The 11,068-nt window shown below is 57.8% G+C and carries 10 protein-coding genes; 8 read left to right on the top strand and 2 right to left on the bottom strand.

Going from position 1 to position 11,068, the window contains the following annotated elements; translation table 11 throughout:
* Positions 1-33 precede the first annotated feature (33 nt).
* Positions 34-912 carry a pyridoxal 5'-phosphate synthase lyase subunit PdxS gene (pdxS, locus tag PGW49_RS08530; protein ID WP_270226242.1) on the bottom strand — a complete coding sequence of 293 codons (879 nt, stop codon included), beginning with the start codon at positions 910-912 and terminating at the stop codon, positions 34-36.
* A 145-nt stretch (positions 913-1,057) separates the two neighbouring features.
* Here pdxS and pdxR point away from each other — a divergent pair, with 145 nt between their 5' ends.
* Positions 1,058-2,494 (top strand): MocR-like pyridoxine biosynthesis transcription factor PdxR, encoded by a 1,437-nt coding sequence (gene pdxR / locus PGW49_RS08525; RefSeq protein WP_270226241.1) that lies wholly within the window; start codon positions 1,058-1,060, stop codon positions 2,492-2,494.
* A 543-nt stretch (positions 2,495-3,037) separates the two neighbouring features.
* A complete protein-coding gene (locus PGW49_RS08520) occupies positions 3,038-3,919 on the top strand; it encodes a hypothetical protein (protein WP_270226240.1) in 882 nt (293 codons plus the stop codon).
* Positions 3,920-4,161: 242 nt separating this feature from the next.
* On the opposite strand, the gene PGW49_RS08515 is transcribed toward PGW49_RS08520, so the two are convergent.
* Positions 4,162-4,722 carry a ferritin family protein gene (locus PGW49_RS08515; protein WP_022094328.1) on the bottom strand — a complete coding sequence of 187 codons (561 nt, stop codon included), beginning with the start codon at positions 4,720-4,722 and terminating at the stop codon, positions 4,162-4,164.
* Positions 4,723-5,130: 408 nt separating this feature from the next.
* Here PGW49_RS08515 and PGW49_RS08510 point away from each other — a divergent pair, with 408 nt between their 5' ends.
* From PGW49_RS08510 to PGW49_RS08485, 6 genes are all read left to right on the top strand, one after another.
* Positions 5,131-6,198, top strand: coding sequence for an iron-containing alcohol dehydrogenase (locus PGW49_RS08510; RefSeq protein ID WP_270226239.1), 1,068 nt, complete (start codon positions 5,131-5,133; stop codon positions 6,196-6,198).
* Between the two features lie 9 nt (positions 6,199-6,207).
* Positions 6,208-7,587, top strand: a complete 1,380-nt coding sequence (locus tag PGW49_RS08505) for an aldehyde dehydrogenase (protein ID WP_138111901.1) — start codon at positions 6,208-6,210, stop codon at positions 7,585-7,587.
* 425 nt (positions 7,588-8,012) lie between these two features.
* Positions 8,013-8,339, top strand: coding sequence for an HIRAN domain-containing protein (locus tag PGW49_RS08500; protein WP_035137041.1), 327 nt, complete (start codon positions 8,013-8,015; stop codon positions 8,337-8,339).
* Positions 8,340-8,357: 18 nt separating this feature from the next.
* Complete coding sequence (locus PGW49_RS08495) at positions 8,358-8,537, top strand: hypothetical protein (protein WP_195544263.1); 180 nt, start codon at positions 8,358-8,360, stop codon at positions 8,535-8,537.
* Positions 8,538-8,603: 66 nt separating this feature from the next.
* Positions 8,604-9,149, top strand: a complete 546-nt coding sequence (locus PGW49_RS08490) for a metallophosphoesterase (RefSeq protein ID WP_270226238.1) — start codon at positions 8,604-8,606, stop codon at positions 9,147-9,149.
* 140 nt (positions 9,150-9,289) lie between these two features.
* On the top strand, positions 9,290-11,047 hold the full coding sequence (locus tag PGW49_RS08485; protein WP_270226237.1) for a DUF2130 domain-containing protein: 1,758 nt from the start codon (positions 9,290-9,292) through the stop codon (positions 11,045-11,047).
* Positions 11,048-11,068 lie beyond the last annotated feature (21 nt).

Raw genomic sequence — 11,068 nt, 5'->3', positions numbered from 1 at the left:
TGGACGCCGGGCCTACTCGCTTCGGTTCGGGCGCTACACCAACTTTCTCGACACTACCTCGGCGTTGATGCCCACCATGGCCTCGCCCAGGTCCTCCGAAAGCTCAGCGATGAGCTTGGCATCGGTGAAGTTTGCCACGGCCTTGACGATGGCGGCTGCGCGCTTGGCGGGGTCGCCGCTCTTAAAGATGCCCGAGCCCACAAAGACGCCTTCGGCGCCCAGCTGCATCATCAGCGCGGCGTCGGCGGGGGTCGCTACGCCGCCGGCGGCAAAGTTCACGACGGGAAGCTTACCCGTGGCATGGACCTCGCGCACCAGCTCGACCGGAACCTGCAGTTGCTTGGCTGCCTCAAAGAGCTCGTCGTCGCGCAGGGCAACAACGTCGCGGATCTGCTTTTGGATCTTGCGCATGTGACGCACGGCCTGAACGACGTCGCCCGTACCCGGCTCACCCTTGGTGCGAATCATAGTGGCGCCCTCGGCAACACGGCGCAACGCCTCGCCCAGATCGCGGGCGCCGCAGACAAACGGCACGTCAAACTGGGTCTTGTCGATGTGATAGACGTCATCGGCGGGGGAGAGAACCTCGGACTCGTCGATGTAATCGATCTCGATGGCCTGCAGGACCTGCGCCTCGACAATGTGACCGATGCGGCACTTGGCCATGACGGGGATGGAGACGGCCTCTTGGATGCCCTTGATCATCTTGGGGTCGCTCATGCGCGAGACGCCGCCTGCGGCGCGGATGTCGGCCGGGATGCGCTCGAGTGCCATGACGGCGCAGGCGCCTGCCTCCTCGGCGATGCGTGCCTGCTCGGGCGTGGTGACGTCCATGATGACGCCGCCCTTGAGCATCTGCGCGAGTTCGCGATTGAGTTTGACGCGATCGGCCTTGCTGGTCTGTTCTGCCATGGTTGCTCCCTTGGTTGGCATGTGCATTGCTTGACGGAACATCCTATCGGGGAGCTGGGTATGGCAAAATACTCAGTTTTCGAGATAATAATAAGGTCAGCCTAATACCAGATTGAACAGCTCGATAAGGTCAGGTGGCAAACTCATGCTTGACTACAATTTGGAAAAACGCGGCGAAGCATCGCTCTATGAGTATGTTTACCAGCAAATTCGAGATGATATCGTAGCTGGACGTATTGTGGCGGGGGAGCATCTTCCGTCTAAGCGCGCCTTTGCCAGTCATCTGGGAATCAGTGTCATTACCATCGAGAATGCATATAGCCAGTTACTCGCTGAGGGCTATATTTGCTCAATGCCACGTCGTGGCTACTACGCTTGTGAGCTTCCGGATGCACCGGTTTTGGCTTCGGCTGCGGAGGGCATCGACCGAGATAACGCCTCTGCGGGTCCCAGCGCGCATGATGTCAACGGACAGGTCGAGCTATTCGATGCACTTTCTCCTTCCGCTTTGGAGGCGGCGCGGCTTTGGCAAAGCGCACTACGGGCGACGCTGGCATCCGAAGATGAGCGCGAAATCTTTTCGCCCGCACCGGCGCAGGGCACCGCTCGGCTACGACGCGCAATTGCTCACCATCTGCGTGGGACGAGGGGCATGAATGTCGATCCCAACGATATCGTTATCGGCGCGGGCGCCCAGCTGCTCGATACCATGCTGGTTCAGTTGCTTGGAGCCGACAAGGTGTATGCCGTTGAGGATCCGGGCTATTTGCGCCTGACGCGCATCTATCAGGCTATGGGCTGCAAAGTTCGACATGTCCCGTTGGATGACGACGGCGTGGACCTGAGCGCTCTGCAGAAAACCGGGGCCGATGTCCTTCACCTTATGCCGTCCCATCAGTATCCGACCGGCCTTGTGACGAGCATTGCGCGTCGCTATGCGCTTCTGAGCTGGGCCGCCGAGCGACCAGATCGGTATCTTATCGAAGATGACTTTGATTGTGAGTTTCGCCTTGCCGGGAAGCCGATTCCCGCGCTCGCGTCGATAGATGCCGCCCAGTCGGTTATCTACACCAACACGTTTTCGAAGAGCCTGTCATCGGCGTTGCGTCTAGCGTACATGGTGCTGCCCGATGAGCTAATGGAGCGGTTTAGGCGCAACCTTGGTTTTTACGCCTCGTCGGTGAGTTCCGTTGACCAGGTCGCTTTGGCTCGTTTGCTGGAATCGGGTGATTACGAGCGACATGTGAACCGCGTGCGCGTTCGTGCTCGCGAGGCGCGTGATGGCCTGGCGGCGCTTGTGCGGAAGGCATTTCCGGCAGGGGAAGTCTCGATCGAACACGCAGACGCGGGCCTTTACTGCACCGTGGTTGCGGAGCGTGGAACGGGCGGAAGCACTTTTGCACGGGCCCTCACGCGCTCGAGCATCCCTTTTATCGATATCGGTGACTGTTTTTGGTGTGCCGATGGCGCATCTGCCCCTGAAAACTCAACTCATATTCTTGTCCAGTATGACGATCTGAGTCCAAAAGTACTAACTACCTTGGAATTGCAGCTAATGGGGGGCACTCTGCAATCTAAGTGAGTAGACTTTTAGCACTTTGGCGACCAGGCAGTTTTGTAACAAGCTATCTACCTGCGGTTTTGAAAAGCAGGAAGACCGGCCTGCTCGGAATGTTCAAAAAAGTCTACTCACTTGCCGCGTAAAGCTTCTGCATGAGAAAAAAAATAGGGTTTTCAACAGGGCTTCGTCCAACTCTCGACAAGCTTTTGGCCAGTTGGGGAGGGCTGTTGAAAACTTGGCAGTCCGTTCGGCGCCATTTTTGGTGCGTTCGCGCCAATGCGTGACTGACTGGGTTGAAATTCGTGTTCTCCTGTGCCTATGAAGGATCTACTTTGTGACATATCGGCTTTTAGGTACTGGCGTTTGCCTCCTCAAGTCCGCGCTTTGTGTCCGCCGCTTCCACGACCGGAAGAAGACCGGCAGCGATATGATCTCGCCCGCAACCCGACGGCTGCGGTCGCGCTCGGTTTTCCGTTGCATACATTGGTTCGGACGAGAAACAAACGGACTTGTCCTGCCAGCATTAGGCAGCGGCTGTTTCTTGGTGAGCTCCCCAGGGAATCCGTGCTGGAAACGGAGCATGGATTTTTGATTACGTCTCCTCTACTGACGGCATTCATCATGTCACGGCATCTGACGGATCTTCAGCTTCTTTTGGTATTGGCGGAGATGTGCGGCTTGTTTGCGGTGTGTGCCCTGCCGGCGTTACTTGAGACGGAGCTTTCGCGTGCAATTGATTCGGGTGCGATTTCGACAACGTTCGGTTGGGCGCGCTGCCCGTCCGAGGACGGCACCGCCTCAAATTTATGGCGTCGAGACGCTTTGGTTTTGGGCGGAGACCTTGACCGTTTTTGTTCAGATGTTTGTGGGATGCGTTACGGCAATAGATTTATGGCGGTATCGCAACTCGTTCCATTGGGTGCCGCGTCGCCTTTTGAGGTCGAGGCGTATTTGCTACTTGCACTGCCGCGATCCCTGGGAGGCGAAGGTTTTTGCGGCATAGAGCTTAATGTTGAAGTGATGCTAAACACAAGTGCTCGAGCGATTGTGGGAAAGTCCCGTGTATATATCGACCTACTTCTTTCTTCACCGGACGGTAGGCGACAGGTGGCCATTGAATGTCAGGGAAAGGCCTCGCACGGACGCGCGGGGGATGGCTTGCGTGACGCTGACCGCATGACGGCCCTTCAGGCCATGGGCTACGATGTACTTCTCCTGACACACAGACAGATATCCGATGAGGGTAGATTCCGCGCGATCGTTAAGACCGTATGCAGGATGCTCGATGCTGAATATCGTGATAAAAGCTCAGATGAGCAAAGGGCTGAGGCATTACTCCGGTCTGAACTATTCGTTGACTGGACAAAATTGGGAGTAATCGACGGAAAGATGCCCGCTAGACACAAAATGGCTCGATCGTGGACGGCTGCGGTTCTAAGTGAGTAGGCTTTTAGCACTTTGGCGACCAGGCCGTTTTGAAACAAGTCATTTACCTGCGGCTTTATAAAGCAATATGGATGGCGTGCTCGGCAAGTTCCAAAAAGTCTACTCACTTAGTTTTTGACGAGAAGCCGATGCCGAAGGCGGTCCTATTTCAGGGCGTTAACAAGTTCATGAGGCACGAAAAAGGCCCGAACCAATACGGTCCGGGCCTCATCGAGCTTGAGGTTATGTCTCAGGCGGTTGGCTTAGCCAAAGTAGCGCTTGAGCAGGCCGGCGAAAGCCTTGCCGTGGCGGGCCTCGTCGCGAGCCATCTCGTGCACGGTGTCGTGGATGGCATCGAGGCCAGCGGCCTTGGCGCGCTTGGCAAGATCGGTCTTGCCGGCGGTGGCGCCGTTCTCAGCCTCAACGCGCATCTCGAGGTTCTTCTTGGTGGAGTCGGTCACGACCTCGCCCAGGAGCTCAGCGAACTTGGCGGCATGCTCGGCCTCCTCGTGGGCAGCCTTCTCCCAGTACAGGCCGATCTCGGGATAGCCCTCGCGATGAGCGACGCGAGCCATGGCCAGGTACATACCGACCTCGGAGCACTCGCCCTCAAAGTTGGCGCGCAGGTCGGCAACGATGTCCTCGGAGACGCCCTCCATCTTGGCGACGCCCACGACGTGCTCGGCAGCCCACTCGAGCTGACCCTCCTCCTGCTTCAGGAAACGAGAACCGGGAACGCCGCACTGGGGGCACTTGAAGTCCTCGGGCAGTTGGTCGCCGTCGAACTCTTCCACATAACCGCAAACGGGGCAAACAAACTTCATGATTCGATCCTTTCGATCGATGGCGATTGTGCGCTCGTCCGGTCCCGTAAGGGCCCTCTCCGGACGTGCGTCTTGACGAGTTCTATTATCCATAAATGCAACCAAATGTGAAGCCTATTAGGAATGATTTTTAATAAAACAATTTCGAGCTATAAAGATGTTGATTGATTAACGATTGGCAGGCCGTCTTTGACCGCCGCTGAGTACAATCGGGCGAGCAAATGTTGACCTATCAACAAATGAAGGAGTTTCCTTTATGCATCTAGCCCGTCGTGCCTGGTGCCGAACATATCAGACGGTTTTTCGCATTGCATTGCCGATCCTGCCCTATACCGAGCCGCGCATTTTAGAGCATGCCGAGGATGTGCCCGCGGTGCTTCAAAGCGCTCGATCCAGAAGGTCCTTATCGTGACGGATCCCGGCATTGCCCGTCTGGGGCTCACGGCACCGCTCGAGACGGCGCTCGCATCCAGGGGGATTGGCGTTACGGTCTATGCCGAAACGCGTGCAAACCCCACGGTTTCAAACGTGGAAGAAGCGGCGTCCCTGTATCGAGAGAGCGCCTGCCAGGCCATTATCGGCTTTGGCGGTGGCTCGGCCATGGACTGTGCCAAGGGCGTGGGCGCACGCATTGCGCAGCCAAACAAGCCCATCAACAAGATGCGCGGCCTGCTGCGGATTCATCGTCGCCTGCCGCTGCTCATCGCCGTTCCCACTACCGCCGGTACGGGAAGCGAAGTCACGCTTGCGGCGGTAATTACCGATGACGGGACGCACTACAAGTACCCCATTAACGACTTTGTGCTTATTCCGCGCTTTGCGGTGCACGACCCCGAGTTTACGCGCGGTCTGCCCGCCTCCATTACGGGGCAGACGGGTATGGATGCCCTGACGCATGCCGTCGAGGCCTTTATCGGGCGAAGCACCACGCCCTATACGCGCAAGATGGCGCGACAGGCGGTGCAGCTTATCCACGACAATTTGCTCGAGGCCTATGAGCATGGTGACGACATGCGCGCTCGTCGCAATATGCTTTCGGCGGCGTATAAGGCGGGCGTTGCGTTTACCCGCTCCTATGTCGGATATGTGCATGCCATCGCGCACAGTCTGGGCGGCCGATACGGAATTCCGCACGGTTTGGCCAACGCGATCATCCTGCCGCACATGCTTCGCGCTTATGGTGACGCCGCCGCCCCCAAGCTTGCCGATCTTGCTCGCATGGCGGGCATTGCGCCGGCTACCGCGCAGGATAGTCTTGCGGCCGAGGCCTTTTTCGATTGGGTCGACCGCATGAACGAGATCCTGGGAATCCCCAAATATGTCTCGGGCATTCGCCGCTCCGACATTCCCGAGATGGCGGCGCATGCCGATGCCGAGGCCAATCCGCTGTACCCCGTTCCGCTTTTGATGGACCGCTTGGAGCTCGAGCGTATGTACGAGGTCGTCGCGGGTGGTATGTTTGAGGACGAGAACTAGGAGGGTGCCATGAACACCGAGGAAATTGCGCGCATCGTCGGCGATCAGCGCACTTACTTTAAAACGCACGCTACGTTTGATGTTGATGCCCGACGTCGCGCGCTCGTGAGTTTACGCGATGCGGTACGGGCGCACGAGGCCGATATTGCCCATGCACTCAAGACCGATTTGGGAAAGTCGCATGACGAGGCATATATGTGCGAGATCGGCACGTCGCTTTCCGAGATTCGTCATCAGATCGCTCACGTGGCTCGATGGAGTCGTCCGCGCCTGCGTCCGTGTGACCTTGCCAACGCCGTGAGCGCGTGCAAAACGCAAGCCGTGCCCTATGGCGTCACGCTCATCATGGCTCCGTGGAACTACCCGTTTTTGCTAACACTCGAGCCGCTCGCCGGCGCCCTTGCCGCGGGCAATACCGTGGTCATCAAGCCGAGTGCCTATGCTCCGGCATCGAGCGCGGTGCTCAAGCAAATCTGTGAAGAGGCATTTGATCCGCGCCTGGTGACGGTTGTCGAGGGCGGGCGCGCCGAGAACGAAGCGTTGCTCGATGAGTGCTGGGACAAGATCTTCTTTACCGGTAGCGTTCCGGTCGGCAAGCTCGTCATGGAGCGCGCGAGTAAAAACCTCACGCCCGTGACGCTTGAGCTGGGCGGCAAGAGCCCCTGCATCGTGGATGCGACGGCAAACTTGAAGGTTGCGGCGCGGCGTATCGCCTTTGGTAAATGGCTCAACGTGGGGCAGACCTGCGTGGCGCCCGACTACCTGCTGGTCGATGCGCGCGTGCACGACGAGCTGCTGGACCTCATCAGGGAAGAGGCCCGCCGTATGTTTGGCGAGCATCCGCTCGATAACGAGGACTACGGGCATATCGTCAACGCCAAGCATTTTGCGCGCGTGCGCGGGCTGATCGATCCCGATAAGGTCGTGCTGGGAGGCACGGCGCGCGAGTCGTCGCTCAAGATTGAGCCGACGATCCTAGACGGCGTGACCCCCGATGACGCCGTGATGCAGGAGGAGATCTTCGGTCCCATCTTGCCGGTGCTGACGTTTGAGAGCCTAGACGAGGCCGAGACGTTTATTACGGATCGTCCGACGCCGCTGGCCCTGTATATCTTTAGCCAGGACCGTTCGGTTCAGCAACGCTTTGTGCGCTACGTGCCCTTTGGCGGCGGCTGTGTCAACGACACGATCATGCACTTGGCTACGAGCCATATGGGCTTTGGCGGCATGGGCGCGAGCGGTATGGGGCAGTACCATGGACGCGAGAGCTTCGATACGTTTAGCCACAAGAAGAGCATCGTGAACAAGGCAACTTGGCTGGACGTGCCGTTTCGGTATGCGCCCTACGCAAGCTGGAAGCACAAGTTCGTGCGCATGTTTGTGCATTAGAAAAGGGCGCAGGTAATACGAACAAGTGTTCCTATTACCTGCATTTTGCGTTAGACTACTGTTATGGAGCACGGATGGGCCAACTCCCTTTAGAAGGGATTTGGTATGAACGTAAGCGATGTTATTTCGTTATTGGCGTTGTTGATTGCGGCTATCGAACTCGGTCTGTTTATCGGCCGAATGAAATAGCCGCCCCCGCGTAAGCGAAGACGGCCACTTCTCACGATGAAAACGTGTATCGGAGTTGGCAAGACCCGCGGCAACGGGTGCCATCCGTGTTCCTATCTTATCTGCAAGCGTTCTGTCGCGCAAGCGTTGAGGCAAACGATTGAAGGACGCAGACAGGATGTATTTGTGTCCGCGCGGGACCGTAGACTTCTCAATAAGGTTACACACCGGTTTATCCGGCCGTTAGAGGAGCTGCTATGTACGAGCCTTCACGTGTTCTTCTGTCATTTCACATTGCAGGATTTCAGTATGCCGATGGCGCCTTGGTCCTGGGCGATCTTAAAGCGGGCGATAAGCTGACGCTGTGTGCCGAGCGCGATAATCCCCATGACCCCGAGGCAGTTGCGATCTACTATGGCAAGACCAAACTTGGCTACGTTCCGGGAAACGAGGTCGGCCCGCTGTCCTTGATGATGTATTACGGCCACGAGGACGTATTTGAGGCCCGCGTGCAACAGGTTGCCCCCGAGCGCAGCCCGTGGCACCAGGTGCGCGTTGGCCTCTATGTGGTGGATGCCCGCTAGTCGGCAATGGAGGCGGCCATGTTTGATGACGACGACCAGTTCGATCTGACAGACGATCCGTTTGAGTGGGATCTGCTACTCGACGACGATGAGTTGGAGCAGGATCGTAAGAAACGGCAGGACAAGAAAACTCAGAGTGACGCTTCGAAAAAGCAAGACAAACGCCGCCGCGGACTGTTCGGCGGGCTCTTTGGATAACCGCCGCATCGCTGCGTCTGTATACTTAGCACGAGTTGAACACGTTGCGAAATGAGGACACAGACGATGATGTGGTTTACCGCCGACTTGCACCTGGGCGATACGAATATCTTGCACGACATGGACCGGCCGTTTGGCTCGGTCGAGGAGATGAACCGCAAGGTCATCGATGCCATCAATGAGTGCGTGGCTGCGGACGACCGCCTCTATATTCTGGGTGACTTTACCTATCGTTTGCCCCTGGCGGAGGCGGTGCGCCTGCGCGAGCGTATCGAATGCCAGAACGTGACGCTCATCCGCGGTAACCATGACGGCGACTGGGAAGATTCCGACGTACCGCGGATTTGGGAAGACGTGCGCGATTACCTGGAGATTGCTCCCGGCTATGCCAAGGGCCATCGTCTGGTTATGAGCCACTACCCCATGCTCAGCTGGAACGGCAAGGCGCGTGGCGCCGTCATGCTGCACGGGCATATCCACAGCAGGGGAGACCGCACCAACGTGCGCAACCGCGATCGCGAGCGCCCTATCTTTCGCTACGATGTCGGTCTCGATGCCAACGAGTACAAGCCCGTAAGCCGTGATCAGATTCTTAGCTTCTTTGGGTTATAGGGCGCCAGAGCCACCACAAAGGGGACAGGCACCTTTGTGGTGGCTCTGGCGCCGTTGCCATTATGGCAGCGGCGCCTTTTTTGTCCGTGCGGCGCGGTAGAGTGTAGGCGGTCGAAATTTGCGTCCATCGAGGAGCTGCTATGAACGAGATTAAGTGCCCGCATTGCGGCGAAGTTTTTAAGGTCGATGCGTCCGGCTATGCGGATATCGTCAAGCAAGTACGCGATGCCGAGTTTTCGCGCGACCTGGACGAGCGTGTGAAGGCAGTCCAGCGCGAGGGCGAGCAGGCGCTGGAGCTTGAGCGCTCGCGTTCGACGGCTGCCTTGCAAAAGGCAGAGTCTCAGCGCAACGCTCAGCTTGTCGAGCAGAAGAACGCTGCAGCTCAGCAGCTGGCACAAGAAGTCGCCAAGCGCGATGCCGAGCTTGCCGAGCTGCGTGCCAAGCTTGAGGGCGCTGCCGCAGAGCGCGAGAGTGCAAGCCAGCGCGCGGCGGTTGAGGCCCGTGCCGATGCTCAAAAGGAGAATGCCGAGCTGCAGCGCGAGATCGATAGCCTGCGTGCGCAGCTTGGGCGCAAAGATGACGAAGCAAAGCTTGCCGAAGCCGCGGTACGCAATGCGACTCAAAATGACCTCGCCGCGCGCGATGCTCAGATTGCGGAGTTGCAGGCAAAGCTTGCCGCCGCAGATAAGGCTCAAGAAATGGCACTCGCAACTGCTGCGGCCGAGGCGCAGCGTAAGCTCGAGGCTGCGCAAAACGAAGCGAATCGTAAGCTTTCCGATTACCAGACAGAAGTGCGTGAGAAGTTCTCGAATGCTAAGACTCAGTCCGAGCGCGAGGCCGAGGGCCTTCGTGCACAGCTTCGTGAGCAAGAACTTTCTGCAAAAATGGAGCTGTCGAAGGCGGTCGCCGCGGCGGAACGAGAGCGCGATGAGGCACGTGCCAAGCTGACGAGCGAGCTGGCGGTGCGCGATTCTCGCGAGGAACAGGTCAAGGCGGCGCATGAGCTCGAGCTCGCGCAGGCCAAGCGCGCGAGCGATGACCTGATTCGCTACAAGGACGAAGAGATTGAGCGTCTTAAGGACATGAAGGTACGCCTGTCCACCAAGATGGTGGGCGAGTCGCTCGAGCAGCACTGCGAGACCGAGTTCAATCGCCTGCGCATGACGGCGTTTCCCAACGCGTACTTCGAGAAGGATAACGATGCGTCCGAGGGCACCAAGGGCGACTTTATCTTCCGCGAGTGCGACGCAAGCGGTAACGAGGTCATTTCGATTATGTTCGAGATGAAAAACGAGAACGATGAGACCGCGACCAAGCACAAGAACGAGGACTTCTTTAAGAAACTCGACCACGATCGCCGCCAAAAGGGCTGCGAGTACGCGGTGCTCTGCACGTTGCTCGAACCCGAGAGCGAGCTTTACAACGCCGGCATCGTGGACGTGAGCTATCGCTACGAGAAGATGTACGTGATTCGCCCACAGTTCTTTATTCCCATGATCACGCTTCTTCGCAACGCCGCCATGGGTTCGCTGCGCTATAAGCAGGAACTGGCGGAGTACAAACAGCAGAATATCGACGTCACGAACTTCGAAGCCAAGATGGAAAAGTTCAAGAATGATTTCGGTCGCAACTACGAGATCGCGAGCCGCAAGTTCCAAACGGCGATTGATGGGATCGACAAGACGATTAGCCATCTGCAGAAAACCAAGGAGGCGTTGCTGTCCTCCGAGAACAATCTGCGCCTAGCCAACAAGAAGGCCGACGATCTTACCATTCGCAAGCTCACGTGGGGCAACAAGACCATGAAGGCCGCGTTTGACGAGGCGCGCGGGGCTGCGACAGAGACAAACGATGAGCCAGCCGAGGCGGATTCGTATGAGGTCGAGGATACCGAGTAGGGGATAGCGTATCGCGCAAAA

The sequence above is a fragment of the Collinsella aerofaciens genome (genome assembly GCF_027679495.1).
GTDB lineage: Bacteria > Actinomycetota > Coriobacteriia > Coriobacteriales > Coriobacteriaceae > Collinsella > Collinsella aerofaciens_AK.
Note: the sequence above shows the minus strand (reverse complement) of the source record. Positions and strands in the feature narration are given on the sequence as shown.

Excerpts from the sequence above, each read along its gene's own strand:
- pdxS (WP_270226242.1), bottom strand. The coding sequence starts at position 912 with ATGGCAGAACAGACCAGCAAGGCCGATCGCGTCAAACTCAATCGCGAA.
- pdxR (WP_270226241.1), top strand. The coding sequence starts at position 1,058 with ATGCTTGACTACAATTTGGAAAAACGCGGCGAAGCATCGCTCTATGAG.
- PGW49_RS08515 (WP_022094328.1), bottom strand. The coding sequence starts at position 4,722 with ATGAAGTTTGTTTGCCCCGTTTGCGGTTATGTGGAAGAGTTCGACGGC.
- PGW49_RS08505 (WP_138111901.1), top strand. The coding sequence starts at position 6,208 with ATGAACACCGAGGAAATTGCGCGCATCGTCGGCGATCAGCGCACTTAC.
- PGW49_RS08500 (WP_035137041.1), top strand. The coding sequence starts at position 8,013 with ATGTACGAGCCTTCACGTGTTCTTCTGTCATTTCACATTGCAGGATTT.
- PGW49_RS08495 (WP_195544263.1), top strand. The coding sequence starts at position 8,358 with ATGTTTGATGACGACGACCAGTTCGATCTGACAGACGATCCGTTTGAG.
- PGW49_RS08490 (WP_270226238.1), top strand. The coding sequence starts at position 8,604 with ATGATGTGGTTTACCGCCGACTTGCACCTGGGCGATACGAATATCTTG.
- PGW49_RS08485 (WP_270226237.1), top strand. The coding sequence starts at position 9,290 with ATGAACGAGATTAAGTGCCCGCATTGCGGCGAAGTTTTTAAGGTCGAT.